This window comes from Sorangium sp. So ce836 (genome assembly GCF_028553905.1).
GTDB lineage: Bacteria > Myxococcota_A > Polyangia > Polyangiales > Polyangiaceae > Sorangium > Sorangium cellulosum_D.
Window position 1 is genome coordinate 11,852,311 of record NZ_CP102233.1, and the last position, 15,165, is coordinate 11,867,475.

Genomic DNA, 15,165 nt, shown 5'->3' on the forward strand with positions numbered 1-15,165 from the left:
CTCGCCCATCGTCTTCTTCGCCGCCGTGGTCGCGCTGCTGCTGCGGCTGCTCCGTCGCAGCCGCAGCGCCGCGCACGACCTCACCTCAGAACGCCTGCACCTCGGCCTTCACGCCGGCCGCGCCTTCGCCCTTCGCATCCGCGCCCACGCCGCCGTCGCCCGCCTCGCCCAGCTCGATCGTCGCTCCCTGCGTCGGCGGCATCGCGCCCTTGTACGCGATCCCGATCGCGTGCCCGCCGCGACCGCCGCCTCCGGGACCGCCCACGCCTCCCTTGCCTCCGGCTCCTCCGGCGCACGCGTCCTTCAACGCCGTCGCGCCCTCGGGCTTCTTGCCGCCGGGGCCGCCCGCTCCTCCTTCGCCGCCTTCCTGGCCAGCGCCTCCCTTGCCTCCGGCTCCGCCTCGCCCCGTCTTCAGCGTCACCTCCTCGAAGCTCACCGTCGCGTTCAGGCTGAGCAGCGCGATGCTCGCTCCGCCTGCGCCGCCGCCCCGGCCACCCGCTCCGCCGCAGCCGCCGGCTCCGCCGGAGCCGCCGCTCGCGCCGCCGGCCGACTCCGCCAGCATGCACTTGTCAGCGCCCGCGCCGCCCTTCGCGCCCCCGCCGCCGCCGCCGCCTTGCGCCGTGCTGCCCTTCGTGCCCTCGCGGCCCGCCACCCCGACGTAGCCGCTCGCGCCGATCGCGCCGAGGCCCGTTGCGCCGGCTCCAGGTTCACCCGCGGCGCCTTCCTTACCAGCGGTCCCGTCGGTGCACGCCGCTGCACTTTCGCCTTTGCCTCCGTTCATCAAGTCTTCCGGGGTGCCCGGAGCACCGGGGACGCCGGTGTCCGCTTCGCCGTTTCCGCCCGAGCCGCCGCGCGAATCGTCGCTCGGATCGTCCGGCGTGCCGCAGTCGTTCTTCACGCCGCCCGTCACCACGATCTCCGCCGAGCACGCCTCGCCGCCGCTGTTCCCCTCGGCTCCCCCCATCGCGCTCGTCTCGTACGCCGCTCCCTCCGCTCCCGCAGCCGCTTCCCCCGCTTCCAGCACGCACCGCGCGAGCTCCACGCTCACCTCTTCCGCCACCGCCGCGATCGACGACGCTCCCGCGAGCGTCACGTCGCCCGCTTCGATCCCGCGCGCCTGCACGTGCACGTCTTCCACGCGCACGTTCACCTCGCCCCCGCCTCCCCGCATCACCAGCGGGATCTCTCCCGCCCCCGCCGTCAGCGTCGTCTTCCTCTGCTCCCCCACCCAGCCCCACCCACTCGCGCAGTCCAGCCCGCCGTAGATGGTCACGCTCCCCGCGACCTCCACCGCTTCGTCGAACCTCTCCGCGCACGCGTACACCCGCCGCTTCCCCTTCTCCGCGCGCGCCAGCGCCGCGCCCAGCGTCTTCAACGGCGCCTCCTTTGTCGCCGCGTTCCCGTCGCTCCCCGACGACGACACGAACACGCCGCACGCGTCGTCCACCGCGTCGGCGTTCTCGCTCGGCACGCAGTCCGCTGGCGTCGTATCAATGTCCTGGACCATGTACTGGCACGTCAGCATCAGCTCACAGTCATCGGTCCACTGGGTCCAGAAGTCGCGGCAGCTCGCGCCACCGAGAACAAGCGCCGCTGTCACCATCGTCCAGTGTCTCGTGTGCATCCTCATCGCGCGCTCTCCCTCGCGAGCCTTCACCAGATCCCCTGGACACTGACGACGCCACCGCCCGAGCGCACCTCAGCGGATACGCGCACGCTCGACGAGGTCGTGGTACTTCGAGGCCAGAGCGCGTAAGCCACAGCGCCAACAGCCAGCACCCCCGACGCGAGGTATGCGACTCGCGCGATGTCGCCCAGCTTCTCCCCATGCGACACCGTCTGCTCCAGCGCCGCGCACGACTCACTGAATGCGCTGGGCGTCCTGATGCATCGCCCCCCCTCCGCTCGAATCACGTCGCTCTGTGCCTGCGCTTCGTTGTGCTCCGCGTTCGACGCCACCGTGAAGCCCCCCGCCACCCCGAGCGCCACCACGCTCGCCGCCCCCAGCGCCAACGCCGGCACCCAGCTCCGCGGCTCCTCCACCCGCGCCCCCGCAGCCGGCGCGTTCGCCTTCGCGTCCCCTTGCACCGGCGCGCCGGCTGCTCCCGGCCTCGTCGCACCTGCTTCCGTCGCCCCCAGGCCCGCCTCGAGCTTCTCCGTCTTCGGCTTCAGCTCCCGCTCGACCGTCTCCGTAATCAGCGGCGCCGCCAGCACCCGCAGCACCTCCTCCTCGTACCCCGCCCGCCGGATCGCCAGCACGTGCTCCCCGGGCTCCAGGTAGATCTCGTGCTTCGCCTCCTCGTCCGGCACACGCTCGCCGTCCACGAGCACCTCCGCGTCCGCCACGTTCTTCACCCGCACCCGCACCGTCCCCACCTGCGCCTTCGCCTCCTCGAGGAAGTGCCGCATCCGCGCGATCTGCTCCGGCTTCGCCGACGGCGGCGCCGTCCTCAGCGCGAACCCGAGGAACGTCGCCGCCGACCGCGGCTTCTTCAGCTGCAGCTGCACCTCACCGAGGTTCGCCGCGATGTCGAACGACCGCACCAGCGCCCACGCCTTCAGGTACAAGAGCTCCGCGTCCGACCACCGCTTCTGCTTGAACGCCTCGTTCCCCTGCCGGTAGAGCTGCGTCGCGCGGGCGATGTCGCCGCGCGCTTCGTCCTCCCCGGCCGCCGCCGCTGCGCCCGGCGGCGGGGCCTGCGCGAGCGCCGCCGCCGGCGCGAAGGCGCACAGCGCGCAGAGCGCCGCACCTGTCAAGTGCATCGTCAGCTTCTTCATCGCGTCTTCCATCGTCGATCCATCCCGGCGGCTCAATCGAAGTTCGGCGTGTCGTAGGGGCTCGTCGCCCGCGGCGCGTCCGGCCCCTCACGCGCCGGCGCCGCGGATCCGCTCGCGCCCGGCGCGCGCCGCGCGGCGGCCGGCGCGCCGGACCTGCTCTGCTGCGCGGTCATCGCCGCCGGCGGCGGCTGCGACCGCGGCGCCGGCCGCGCGGCGACGGCAGCTCCACCCGGCGCCGCGCTCGCGACCGGCGCCGTCCCGCTCGCGACCGGCGCGGCCCCGCTCGCGACCGGCGCCGTCCCGCTCGCGACCGGCGCCGTCCCGCTCGCGACCGGCGCCGTCCCGCTCGCGACCGGCGCCGTCCCGCTCGCGACCGGCGCAGCCGGCGTCCCCGCCGCGCTCGCCCCCGGCGCCCTCGCGCTCTCCGCAGCCGTCCCCCCCGCCCGCCGGACCTCCGCCGTCGCGCCCGGCACCGCTCCGCCCCCGCTGCGGGGCACCTCGCTCGCGCCGTCGCGCGCTCCCCTCCCGGATCGCGCCACCGCCACCCCGATGGCCAGCAGCACGCCCATCGCCAGCACCCACGCCGCGCGCTGCCGGCCCGCCCGGCGCGCCGTGCGCCGCGCGGCCGCGACCTCCGCGAGCCGCGACGTGCGGCCTGCCGCCCCCGCGCTCGCCGCCGTCGCGCCGCTCGTGGCCGCCCCGCTGCCGCCCTCTCCTCCACGCGGCCCGCCGCCCTCTCCTCCACGCGGCCCGCCGCCCTCTGCTCCGCGCGGCCCGCCGCCCTCTCCTCCTGCACGCGGCCCACCGCCCTCTGCTCCGCGCGGCCCGCCGCCCGCCTCCGCTCCGCGCGGCTCGCCGCCCTCCCCTTCCCCACCTCGCCCACCGCGCCCCTCGTGCCACTGCGCCAGCAGCTCGCTGTCGATCACGATCGGCTGCCGCTTCGTCACCGGCAGCCCCTCCGGCGTCGTCACGCCCGGCGCCCCGACATCGGCGAGCGGCGCGCGCTGCTCCGGGTTGCGCGGACCGCTCCCACGCCGCGCCTCCGCCCGCGGCGGCGGCACGCGCCGCGGGTCCTCCACGTGCACCCGCTCCATCTCCACGGTCGGCTGCAGCGGCCTCGGCGCGACCTCGCCCACCACGTAGGCCTTCGCCGCGGCCTCGCCTTGGCTCTGGATCGCCCGGGGCGCGCCCGGCGCTTCGCGTTCCTCTCTCGCCATCGCCTCTCTCCCTGCACCCGGCGCGGCCTACCGCCCGCGCCGCCCGGGCCCCCGCTCCCCCGCGCCTCGCTCGGGCCCCCGCTCCCCCGCGCCTCGCCCACCCGGCGCACCGCCCTCACCCACGTCGAGCACCCCGCGCAGCACCGGCCCGAGCCCCGGCTCGTCCCGCGGCGGCGGCACCGACCTCACCCCCCGCCGCACCAGCGCCTTGCGCAGCTTCTCCCGGCCCCGCTCCAGCCGCCGCCGCACCGTGATGTACGCCACCCCGAGCAACGCCGCCGCCTCGTGCATGTCCATCTCGTCCACGAACACCGCCCCGAGCACGCGCCGCTCGTCCTCGGGCAGCTCCCCGAGCGCCTCGCCGAGCGCCCGCATCGCCGCCGCGTGCTCCGCCCGCTCCTCCGCATCCTCCGCCGGCGCGGACTCCGGCGCCGACCGCTGCGCCACCGCCACCCCCGCGACGAACCCCGCCACCGCCAGCTCGTCGCTGAACGCCTGCAGCTTCGCCTGGATCTCCTCCGGCCCGTCCCGCAGCACGTCGAACCTGCCCTGGTGCTGCTCCGACACCCGCGCCATCGCGCGCCGCATCGCCACGTCCCGCCGCCGCGCCGTCGTCTCCGCGCGCACCAGGTCGAGCATGCTGCCGTCGATCCGCGCGCTCACGTAGCTCTCGAACGACGCGTCCTGCTCCTCGTCGTACCGCCGCACCGCCTCCACCACGGCCACGCCGCCCGCCGCGGCGAGCTGCTCCCGGTCGACCAGCCCCGCGTACCGCCGCGCGTGCCACCGCGCGCGCGCCTCGACCTTCGGCAGCGCCCGCTCGACCAGCGCCCTCTGCTTCGGCGTCAAGAGCGGCAGCACCTCCGCCGGCCTGTCCTCGCCGCTCATGCGCCCTCCCTGCCGCCGCCCGCGCCGCCCCCCTCGCGGCCGCGGCCGCGCCCGTCCAGCGGCGCGCCCTCCCGCGTCACCTCCCCGCTCGACGCGGGCGCCGGCCGCGCGATGAGCTGCCGCAGCAGCGCCGCCGAGTACGGGTTCTTCACCAGCTCGTCCTCGATCGCCTCGCGCATCTGCGCCAGCATCGCCGGCGGCACGAGCCCGCGGTACGGCGCGAGGCTCCGCTCGACTGTCTCCGCCACCACGCGCGCCGCGCGCAGCCGCGCTTCCTCGCCCGACTCGTCCGATGCGTCCCGTTCGTTCTGCGACATCCGCGGTTCCTCTCTGCGCTGCGCGCTCCAGATCTCCGTCCTCCGCGCGCCCCTAGAAGATCGGCGACTCACCGAACGGCGGGGGCTTCCTCCGCGTCGGCGCGGCCGGCGCCGCAGGCCGGCGCGGTCCCGGCGCTCCCGGCGCCGTCGTCGCGCGCGGCGAGGACGCCGGCGCTGCGGCACCTCCACGGCCGGCGGCCGCGGCACCTCCACGGCCGGCCGTCGCGGGCGCCGCCGCGGCACCTCCACGGCCGGCCGCGTCCGGCGCCACGGCCACCGCGCCCGCGTCCGGCGCCTCGATCGCGCCCGCGCCCTCGGCCACACGCGCGCCCGCTCTCGCCGCCGCCGCCGACAGGAGCGGCGCCGCCTCCTGCGCGGCCGCCGGACCTCCCTGCGCCGCCTCCGACACGAGCGGCGCCGCCGCCGGACCTCCCTGCGCCGCCTCCGACACGAGCGGCGCCGCCGCCGGGCCTCCCTGCGCCGCCTCCGGCAGCGCGAGCCAGCGCACGGTGAGCGCGCTCGCCGCCGAGGACGCCAGCACCAGCGCCACCAGCGTCCACGGCGTCACCCGCACCTCGCGCCCGCCGCGCGCCCCGCCTTCCCGCTCGCCGGCCGCGCCCGCCACGCCCGCCGCGCCCGCCGCGCCCTCGGCCGCCTCGCCGAGTTGCCGGAGCATCGGGCTCGTCGTCCGCACCGCCGCCGGCCGCGACGGCGGCCGGGATCCCGGCGCGCGCTCCACCACCGGCATGATCTCGGTCCCCCGCGCCGTCTTCGCGGCCCCGCCCGGCGAGCTCCCGCCCGGCGCGCTCCCGCCCGGCGCGCTCCCGCCCGGCGCGCTCCCGAACGCCGCCCGCCCGCCGCCCGCCGCCGCGATGGCCGCCGCATCGACCGGCATCGTGCCGCCGGGCCCGATCAGCGGGACCGGCGGCGCCACCACCACCTTGGCCGACGGCTCCCGCCGCGGCACCTCCAGCGTCGGCCCCGTCGACGGCGGCCGGTAGACGGCGCGCGACCTCGACCGGCCCGGGATCGGCGGCTCCCCGGGCGGCACCACGAGCGAGATCCGCCCCTCGGCCTCGTCCCTCTCCAGCCGGTTGCGCAGCGCGATGATCGCCTGCGCCATCTCCGCCATCGTCAGGTACCGCTCCGACGGCTCCTTCGCCGTCGAGCGCCGGATCACCTCGTCCACGTACGCCGGCAGCCCCGCCGCCTCCGACAGCGGCGCCGGATCCATGAAGAACTGCCATTTCGCGAGCAGCGTCCGGTCGTGGAACGCGTCCTGGAACGGGTGGCGGCCGGCGATCGTCTCCCAGAGCACCAGCCCCAGCGAGTAGATGTCGAACCGCGCGTCCGCGTCGGCCCCTTCGAGGTTCTCCGGCGACATGTACGCGCACGTCCCGAGCCGCACGTTGCGCTGGGTCGTCCGCATCTCGTACGGGATCACCTTCGCGATCGAGAAATCGACGACCTTCACCGAGCCGTCCGCGGTAAAGGCGATGTTGTCCGGCTTGACGTCGCGGTGGATGATCTGGTTCTCGTGCGCCGCGTCGAGCCCCCACGCGACCTCGAGCGCCACGTGCAGCGCGAAGAGCGGCGACAGCCGCCCCTGCCGCTCCAGGGTCGTCGTCAGCGTCGGCCCGTCGAGGAACTCCATCAGCATCCACGCCGTCCCGTCGGCCTCGCAGCCGATGTCGAAGACCTCGACGACGTTCGCGTGCTGGATACCGAACGTCCCGTGGGCCTCGGCCAGGCTCCGCTCCGCCTTCCTCGCGTCCATCCGGTCGCGCAGGTGCATGATCTTGAGCGCGTGCCGCGCCCCGGTGATCTTGTGGCGGACCTCGTACACCTCGCCGGAGTACCCGGCGCCGACGAAGCGCACGATCTCCACCTGGTGGAAGACCTGACCCGGCTCGAACACCTGCCGCTCGATGGGCTCTCCGGCGTCGCTCACGGCGCTGTCACGCTCCTTCCCTGGGGCGACGCTACTCCATGGCAGCGGGGAAGAGATCTCCATCGTGGCGGGCAGCCCTGCGGCCGGCAGCACCTCGGTGATGGGCAGCCCCTCGGTGATGAGCAGCGCCGCCGTGACGTCCGCCGGTCCATCGGCGGGCGGGGCGGCCGGCGCGGGCAGCCCCGCCCTGATGGCCGCCGGTTCAGCGGTGTCGGTGGATCGATTCGCGTCGTCCATGCGCAAGCGCCTCGCCGGCGCGCCGCTCTGGAGGCGCCGCCGGCGACGTCCATGTCGAGCCGGCGCCGCCGGAGTGCTCACCCGATCTGCAGGACGCCCATCGAGATGCGCGCAACGCCCGGCGAGGCCGCTCCCGGGCGCGCCCGTGCTCCTCTCGGCGATGGAGCGAGAGCACGAGTCCGACGACGAGACGGGAACAAAGCGCTTGCGAAGGCGCCCGCGCATCTCATTAGATGTGGGCTTTCGACGGGGGAGGGAGAGGAAAGAACCATGGCATCCTATGGATACAGCTTCGTCACGGACAAGGCGTTCAGCGCGTTCGCGCGCGATCTCGAGCAAGGCGCGTGGAAGAGCGTCTCGATCGCCAAGTACGATGTTCCGAACCGCGTCCCGACGGCGCTCCTGCTCGAAGCGCCGAAGCCGGTAGTCTGGAAGGCGCGCGCGCTCTGGAGCATCGCGGCGCTCGACGAGGCGCTCGGGGTCGCCTCGGCCGCGGCGCTCGCCGAGCTCGACACGGAGTGGGACGCTGCGCAGCGGGCGCTGCACCTGTTCCTGGCCTCGGCGGCCGAGAGCAAGGATCCGGCGCAGCGCGACGCGGCGGTGCGGCTCCGCGGCGCCCTGCTCGCGGGGGCGGGCACCGAGCAGACCCAGTACGCGTATGACGCCGAGGTCGACTATGGCTGGCACCAGGTCGCGGTCGCGGGCAAGGCGCCGCTCGCCGCCGACGTGAAGAAGGTCGGCGCCGGCGCGCACCTCAGGCGCGTCGAGGAGGCGACCGACGCGCTCGCCAAGGGGCTCGGCCGCAGCGCCGGCCAGAAGCGCGCGGTCGCGCGGTCGAAGCGCATCCGGGAGGCGGTGGCCGCGTGCACGCGGGCGTTCAACGGCATCCACGACGACATCGGCTGGCTCATCGAGCACACGCCGAGCGGCAAGCACCGAGAGCTCCTCGAGGCGCTCCACGCGCCGTTCCTCGCCTTGCTCGAGCGCAGCCCGCAGCGCGGCGCGGCGGCGGTAGCGCCGGAGGAGGAGGACGTCGTGGAAGAGGGCGCCGACGAGCCGGAGGCGCCGGAGAGCACGTCCGGCTGACCGCCTGCCCGGGGGGCGCCGGGCGGCCTGGCGAGCGTTCCATCGCCGGCCGGCCCCGCGCGCAACCTGTTCCGGCGCCGGTCGCCTCCCTGAGGGCTGGCGCCGGAGGTCTCGCCAGCCCACGCTCTTGCCAGGATCACCTGCGCTTCGGGAGCTGCACCACCAGGTGGTCGGTGCGCCACGCCTCGCCTCCCGGATCGATCTGCCGGACCCGCCAACGGCCCACCAGATCCAGCGGCGTCGAGAGTCGCTCGACGTCGCGGCCCGCGAGGCACGTCCGCTCGTACGCCTCCCGCCAGCCGGCCGCGTCGCGCGTCCCCAGCATCACGGCGATGCCGTGGCGGGTATCCGGGACACGATAGTCGTCGATCTGCTTCTGGATCCCCGCATTGCGAGCAGCGTCGCGCCAGATCTTGGTCTCGATCACGGCATGGCCGTCGATGTCCGGCCGGGTCAGGCGTACCTTGATGTCGGTGAAACCCGCCACCTGGATGGCCTCGCGGTCCGTCTCCCATCCCAGAAGACGCAGCCCCGCTGCGATGAAGGAGCTGAAGACCTCTTCGTGCAGCAGCCCGGAGTCGCCATGGAAATCGCGGCCGAAGCGGCGCAGGTTCGCCAGCACCGCGCAGAGGTCCTGCACCAGGCGCTCGATGGGATCGCCTGAGCTCGCCGGCGTGTCCGGCAGGTTCAGGATCGAGGCGATAGGCCAGGCTGTGACAGGATCGGCGAGCGTTGAGCCTTTCACCTTCACCAGACCGGCCGCGCGCAGGAGCTTCAGCGCCTGCTCCGGATCGATGGAGATGTGCTCACCGGCTTGCAAGGCGCACGCATCGCGGAGCCGTTGCATCGGGACCGCGCCAGCATGCTCGCGAACGGTCTTCAGCACGCGCCAAGGGGCATCGAGCCGCCCGTACTGCGAGACGGAGGAGCGCACCGCGCGAAGGAAGCTGTCGTGCCTCTCGCGAAAGATTCCGAAGATCTCCTCCAGCGCATGCGCGGAAGGGCTGCTCGCCTCCCACAGGTGCTGCAGACCGTAGGTCGCGAGCCCCGGCATGCCCCCGGTGAGGACGCGGAGGGTCTCCAGGCAGATGTCGTCCAGGGGGCGCCCGTCCTCCTGGAAGGGCCTGGCGAGCTCCGAGATCTCCGCCGGTCCGAAGGGATCGAGCACGCACGGCTCGGCGCGGCTCACGATGCCGGACCCCACCTCGCTCTCGAGATAGAAGAGGCCGATCCCGCCCGCGAAACACGACGTCGAAGCGCGAGCCGTGCTGCTTTCGCGTCACCTCCAGCTTGTTGAACCAGCTCCGCGCGAACGCCCCCCGTTCGCCCTCCCCGGCCGTCACATACTGGTCGGCCTCGTCAAAGAGAACCACCAGGCGCGTGATGTTGCCCTCCAGCACGCGCTCGAGGAGGTCATCCATCCGCGGCGGCGAGAGATCGCGGATGCCGAGCTCCGCCGCGAGATGGCGCACCGCTCCGGCGACGGTCGGCTCCTCGGGCGGCCCCGGGACGAGCAGGACGCGGGTCCCCGGTGCATCCTGGAGCAGATGAGCCTGGATGTGGTGGAGCAGCACGCTCTTTCCCATCCCGCGGGCGCCGATCACCTTGACGGCAGCCCCGCGACGGAGGTGTTCCGTGATGCGTGCCACCAACTCATCCCGGCGCACGGGGTGACCTGGGGTGTGGCCCTGCCAGTTGTACGGATTGGGGCGCCCCTTCACACGGCCACCTGCGTCTGCGTGGGGAGAAGCGTCTTGACGTACCACGACAGGTGATTCGGCAGCGCCAGCGTGGCCTCGTCGAGCAAGCCGAAATTCCGCAGCATCCGCGCGCCGGGGCCCAGCGAGCCACCCGACCGCTTCACGACCGCCTGAGGGTCACGGCTCTCGATGAGATCGAGAAGCAACATGTAAGCCGCAGGGTACCTCTTCGAGAGCAGCGCGATGATCTCCCGGTCCACCTCCAGCACGGCTTGACGACCGAGAAAGCGCTCGACGGCTCGCTCGCAGTGAGGGTCCGTCGGCTCCTTCTGGAGCGCTCCCGGGGCGTGCAGCCGGACTTCCTCGCGGAGCGCCGAGCCAAACTGTCGGTGCAGCAGCGGGTGCCCGCCGGTCCACGCGCGAGCAAGCGCTGCCGTCTCGTGCCCCACGGCCAGCCCCACGCGACGCCCGAGCTTCCGGAGCATCTCCGCGTCGTGGGGTGGACGGAGCGGTCCGAGCCACATCGGCGTGAGCCCCGCGAGCAAGGGGTTCGGCACGCCATCGAGCTGCGGAGCGGACAGGTGCTCGGGATCGCGACCGATCAGCACGAGCGAGACCGCCCCCTGCTGTTGCTGGGACAGCGCCCGCACGAGCCCGAGGAGCCGCGAGATGCCGGGGACAGGGCCGAGGTTGCCCTCGCGCTCGAACAGGAGATCGTACTCGTCGATCACGAAGCACAGGCGCAGCCCCTCGTCCAGAATCGCCTGAGCCGCCGCCTTCAAGCCGGCGATGCCCTCCCGTGCCGGAGGCCCGTAGGATGCGCCGGCCGCACGCATCCTGCGGCCCAGCGCGGCGAGCATGTCGTCCGCGACATCGTCAATGGTCGGCAGATCGAGCCCCTGCGCGTCGACCCAGAGGACGCACGCCTGGGACACATCCTGCTCCGCGTCTGGCGTCTTGATTCCGCTCGCCGGATCGAACCAGTCGGTGACCGCGCGAACCAACGAGGTCTTGCCCGACTTGCGCAATCCGAAGACGCCGACGGCGTCGCCGCGCAGGACGCGCGTGCGGAGGTCCTTCACCTCCGCATCTCGGCCCATGAGCTGGTGCCCTCGGACCGGATCACGTTCTTCGAAGATGTCATACGTGGGCAGGCTCCGGCGGAGCACCTCGGAGAGCGGCGGCCAGAACCGGTCCTCGTTCCACACCCACGCCACGCGCTGATCCCGGCCCGGCATCCGCTCGAGGCGCTCCTTGAGCGGCCGACCGTCGTCATACGTGTGGCCGTCGTCCGTGACGATGACCAGGTTGCCGTCGAGGCGCAGGCCAGAGCGCACGACCTCATCGGCGGCGCGCTGGAGATCCCTCGACTGGACCTCGCCCTGGACGACGACGAACAGCAGCTCGGGGGCCAGACCGAACCCCTCCTGGAGTTGCTGCGGCGGCTTCGCGCGAAGCAGCCAGCTCCGCGGCGCAACCGGGCGAGCATGGGTCAGCTCGAAGCCGTCCTTCTCGAGTACCTCGAGCATCACGGCGCCGAAGTGGATCTCCTCGTCGAAGCGCCGCAGGAGGTGCTCGAGGGTCTTCGTACCGCGGCCGTTCATGCGGAGAGTCTCGCACACCCCACCCGCTCCGTCATGAAGCCGGCAGGCGGACACACAGGGGATGTCAACGCCGCCATCGACCGCTGCTCGCATCCGCGAGCGTTCCGTCCTCCCTCTGCCGGCTCTCCGCAGCCCTAACCTGACCCCCTGCCGGCTCTCCGCAGCCCTTCCCTGACCCCCTGCCGGCTCTCCGCAGCCCTTGCCCGACCCCCTGCCGGCTCTCCGCAGCCCTTGCCCGACCCCCTGCCGGCTCTCCGCAGCCCTTGCCCGACCCCCTGCCGGGCCTCCGCAGCCCTTACCTGAACCCCTGCCGGCTCTCCGCAGCCCTTCCCTCCACCCCTGCCGGTGACCGCCAGCACCTTCCCGTCGCGCGATCCCCATCCGCCGGCGCTTCTCACGGACGGAACCGCGCGCTTCCGCGACGATCCTGCTATCCTCCGCCGCCGTGATTGTGGACCAGCCCCCCACACCTGCCCCTACAGAGGTCCCGGAGGACCGCGTCACGTTCGGGCTCTCCGCCTTCGACCCTCGCCCGAGCCTGATGGCGCCCTCGGTCGCGCCGGCCACCTCGGCGGCGCCGCACGTCTCGGTGGTCGTCCCGGGGCTGAACGAGGCGGAGAGCCTGGCCGAGCTCGCGCAGCGCATCGACCAGGCGCTGCGGGGGCGCTTCACCTACGAGCTCATCTTCGTGGACGACGGCAGCACGGACGACACCTGGGCCGTCATCTCCAGGATCCGCGCGGAGAACCCGGTGGTGAAGGGCATCCGGCTGCGGAAGAACTTCGGCAAGGCGACGGCGCTGACGGCCGGCTTCCGCAAGGCGAAGGGCGCGGTCGTCGTCACGATGGACGCCGATCTCCAGGACGACCCGGCCGATCTGCCGAGCTTCATCGCGAAGGTCGAGGAGGGGCTCGACGTCGTGGTCGGCTGGAAGGTCAACCGGCTCGACCCCAAGAACCGCCTCGTCCTGTCCCGCATCTTCAACGGGACGGTCCGCTCGGTCACGGGCGTGAAGCTCCACGACATGAACTGCGGCTTCAAGGCGTACCGGAGCGAGGTGCTCCGCACCATCCCGATCTACGGCGATCTCTTCCGGTTCATCCCGGCGCTCGCCGCGTGGCAGGGCTTCCGGGTCGCGGAGATCCCGGTGCGCCATCACGCCCGCAAGTACGGCAGCTCCCGCTACGGCCTGGAGCGCATCCTGCGCGGCTTCTTCGACCTGCTCAGCGTCATGTTCCTGACCCGCTACTCGAAGAAGCCGATGCACCTCTTCGGCCTCATCGGCCTCGTGTTCGCGGCGGTCGGGGTGACGATCAACGCCTATCTCACGCTCCTCTGGTTCCTCGGTCACAAGATCGGCGATCGCCCGCTGCTCCTGCTCGGCGTGCTGATGATCCTCCTCGGCATCCAGTTCTTCTCGATGGGCTTCATCGGCGAGTTCCTCACCTTCCAGATGCAGCAGCGGCACCAGGCCGAGGAGCTGCCGGTCCGCGAGGAGATCGAGTGATCTCCGCCCCGCGCGCCGCTCGGTCCGGGCGCCCCGCGCCCGGGCTCCTCGTTCCTCTCCGGCTCTCCCGCCTCGCGGCCCCGCGCTGAGCGCGCCGCGGGCCTCGTCTCCATGCGCCGCACCGTCCTGCGCGCCCTCGTTCGCTTGATCGGGCCGCTGCTGCTCGTCCTCGTGGTCGCGCGCATGGACGACCGGGACGCGGTGCTCGGCGCCGTGGCCTCGGCCTCGGCCGCCCCGCTCGCGCTCGCGGCGGCGCTCAACGTCCTCAACATCCACCTCAAGGTGGTCCGCTGGGACGCGCTGCTCCGCGCCCGTGGCATCGTCTACCCCCTTCGCCGGGCGTGGAGCGCGTACCTCACGTCGCTCTACGTCGGCATGTTGACCCCGGGTCGGGTCGGCGACGTCCTCCGGATCCGCTACCTGCGTCACGACCTGGGTGTCCCTTATGCGGAGGGCCTGGCCACGGTCGTGATGGATCGGCTGTGCGATCTCTACGTGCTCGCCGCGTTCGTGGCGGTCGGCGTCGCCCGCTACAGCGCGGTCATCGCCGGCCAGCTGGCCTGGCTGACGTGGGGCGGCATCGCGCTCACGGTCCTCGCCCCGCTCGTGCTGCTGATCCCTGGCCTCGCCGAGCGCATCCTCCTCGCCTTCTCGCGCAAGATCGCGAAGGAGCCCGGAGACTCCGCCGAGCCTGGGGCGGCGAGCCGCTTCCTCGTGGCGCTTCGGGCCCACGTCGGGCGCGGGCTCCTCTTCACGCTTCCGGTCACGGTGGCGACGTTCGTCGTCAACTTCGTGCAGGGCTATCTGATCGCGCGCGCCCTCGGGATCTCGCTCTCGCTCTTCGACGTCACCTGCCTGCTCGCGATCGCGAACCTCCTCGGCCTCTTGCCGATCTCGATCGCCGGCGTCGGGGTTCGAGAGCTCTTCTTTTCCCTCGTGTTCCCCTCCCTCGGCTTCACCGCCGAGCACGGCGTGAGCTTCGGCCTCCTCGTCTTCGCGGTCATCTACCTCAACGTCGTCGCCCTGGGCTTCGTGAGCTGGCAGCTGGCGCCCCCGCCCACCGCCCCCGCTCCGCAGACCCCGGCTCCGCCGTGACGGCCGAGCCTCGAGCCACGCAATGCCGCGTCACCCTGGACTAGAGAGAGAACCGCGTCGTGAGCGTGAGCGGCTCCCAGTCGAACGACGGCACCCGCGAGGCCGCCGCGCGGAAGGCGTCGACCACGCACTCGCCGACCTCGGTGCCGGCGTAGGGCGGCCCGTCCAGCTCCACCTGGGCGTCGCCGCCCGGCGCGAAGGTCACGGTCACGCTCCCCTCGCCGCTCGGGCCGTCCGGCTGCCAGCAGCGCTGCGCGCGCACCCGGCCGTGCTCGAGCGCGGCGCCCGCGGCCCTGCCCACGCGCAGCCGCGCGGCGTCGACCCGGCTCGACCAGGCGTCGTGCCCGTCGTGCGACCGCGGCAGCACCTCGGCCGACGCGGGGTACGAGGCGCCGCGCTGCGGGCAGTGCGCAGGCCGCACCATCGCGTAGCCGGTCGCGGTGGCGAAGCCGCACACCGCGAGCGCCACCAGGAGGGCGCGCTGCCCGCCGGCCCGGCCGTGAGGGCCGTCGAGCGGGCCGTCGTCGCCCGAGCCGCCGCGCAGCCGCTCGACCTCGGCGCGGACCTCCGCGAGCTCCGCGTCCCGTGCGGCGAGCGCCGCCTCCCGCTCCTTCAGCTTGGCCTCGAGGGTTTCGATGCGCGCGCGAGCCGCATCGAGATGATCCCGGTAGTGCGACATGGGCCCATTCTACCGCGGGCCGCGCGCGGCGCCTGCCCTTCCCACGCCCCCGCGCGATTCCTGCCGTTCCTTGACAGCGGGGGGTAGGGTCAAGTAGCCGAGGACC

General features: G+C 73.7%; 12 protein-coding genes and 1 pseudogene. 3 read left to right on the top strand and 10 right to left on the bottom strand.

Annotation, left to right across the window (positions count from 1 at the left end):
- Positions 1 to 85: 85 nt before the first annotated feature.
- The 6 genes from NQZ70_RS43265 to NQZ70_RS43290 are packed head-to-tail and all read right to left on the bottom strand — an operon-like array spanning position 86 to position 7,388.
- Entirely contained in the window at positions 86 to 1,630 is a 1,545-nt protein-coding gene (locus tag NQZ70_RS43265; protein ID WP_129579436.1) for a PGRS family protein, read from the bottom strand.
- A 23-nt stretch (positions 1,631 to 1,653) separates the two neighbouring features.
- On the bottom strand, positions 1,654 to 2,790 hold the full coding sequence (locus NQZ70_RS43270; RefSeq protein WP_129579437.1) for a hypothetical protein: 1,137 nt from the start codon (positions 2,788 to 2,790) through the stop codon (positions 1,654 to 1,656).
- Between the two features lie 20 nt (positions 2,791 to 2,810).
- Positions 2,811 to 3,995 carry a hypothetical protein gene (locus tag NQZ70_RS43275; protein WP_272826809.1) on the bottom strand — a complete coding sequence of 395 codons (1,185 nt, stop codon included), beginning with the start codon at positions 3,993 to 3,995 and terminating at the stop codon, positions 2,811 to 2,813.
- Between the two features lie 27 nt (positions 3,996 to 4,022).
- Complete coding sequence (locus NQZ70_RS43280; RefSeq protein WP_129579439.1) at positions 4,023 to 4,883, bottom strand: sigma-70 family RNA polymerase sigma factor; 861 nt, start codon at positions 4,881 to 4,883, stop codon at positions 4,023 to 4,025.
- Complete coding sequence (locus NQZ70_RS43285) at positions 4,880 to 5,200, bottom strand: hypothetical protein (protein WP_129579440.1); 321 nt, start codon at positions 5,198 to 5,200, stop codon at positions 4,880 to 4,882. Before NQZ70_RS43285 ends, NQZ70_RS43280 begins: the two co-directional genes overlap by 4 nt.
- A gap of 52 nt (positions 5,201 to 5,252) precedes the next feature.
- A complete protein-coding gene (locus NQZ70_RS43290) occupies positions 5,253 to 7,388 on the bottom strand; it encodes a serine/threonine-protein kinase (protein WP_165374456.1) in 2,136 nt (711 codons plus the stop codon).
- Positions 7,389 to 7,658: 270 nt separating this feature from the next.
- On the opposite strand from NQZ70_RS43290, the gene NQZ70_RS43295 reads away from it, so the two are divergent.
- The gene (locus NQZ70_RS43295; protein WP_129579442.1) at positions 7,659 to 8,474 is read left to right on the top strand and encodes a hypothetical protein; all 816 of its coding nucleotides are present in this window, start codon (positions 7,659 to 7,661) and stop codon (positions 8,472 to 8,474) included.
- A gap of 136 nt (positions 8,475 to 8,610) precedes the next feature.
- Here NQZ70_RS43295 and NQZ70_RS43300 read toward each other — a convergent pair whose 3' ends face one another.
- The 3 genes and pseudogenes from NQZ70_RS43300 to NQZ70_RS43305 all read right to left on the bottom strand — a co-directional run bounded on the left by NQZ70_RS43300 (position 8,611) and on the right by NQZ70_RS43305 (position 11,778).
- Positions 8,611 to 9,663 carry a hypothetical protein gene (locus NQZ70_RS43300; RefSeq protein WP_207217625.1) on the bottom strand — a complete coding sequence of 351 codons (1,053 nt, stop codon included), beginning with the start codon at positions 9,661 to 9,663 and terminating at the stop codon, positions 8,611 to 8,613.
- A gap of 70 nt (positions 9,664 to 9,733) precedes the next feature.
- Positions 9,734 to 10,240 (bottom strand): annotated as a pseudogene (locus tag NQZ70_RS53595) (AAA family ATPase); the annotation flags it as partial.
- The gene (locus NQZ70_RS43305; protein ID WP_165374457.1) at positions 10,192 to 11,778 is read right to left on the bottom strand and encodes an AAA family ATPase; all 1,587 of its coding nucleotides are present in this window, start codon (positions 11,776 to 11,778) and stop codon (positions 10,192 to 10,194) included. The gene NQZ70_RS43305 and the pseudogene NQZ70_RS53595, both read right to left, overlap by 49 nt.
- Positions 11,779 to 12,223: 445 nt before the next feature.
- Between NQZ70_RS43305 and NQZ70_RS43310 the strand changes: the two genes are divergently transcribed.
- The gene (locus tag NQZ70_RS43310; protein WP_237244585.1) at positions 12,224 to 13,285 is read left to right on the top strand and encodes a glycosyltransferase family 2 protein; all 1,062 of its coding nucleotides are present in this window, start codon (positions 12,224 to 12,226) and stop codon (positions 13,283 to 13,285) included.
- A gap of 111 nt (positions 13,286 to 13,396) precedes the next feature.
- Complete coding sequence (locus tag NQZ70_RS43315) at positions 13,397 to 14,380, top strand: lysylphosphatidylglycerol synthase transmembrane domain-containing protein (protein WP_129579445.1); 984 nt, start codon at positions 13,397 to 13,399, stop codon at positions 14,378 to 14,380.
- 40 nt (positions 14,381 to 14,420) lie between these two features.
- Here NQZ70_RS43315 and NQZ70_RS43320 read toward each other — a convergent pair whose 3' ends face one another.
- Entirely contained in the window at positions 14,421 to 15,059 is a 639-nt protein-coding gene (locus tag NQZ70_RS43320) for a hypothetical protein (RefSeq protein WP_129579446.1), read from the bottom strand.
- Between the last annotated feature and the right edge of the window lie 106 nt (positions 15,060 to 15,165).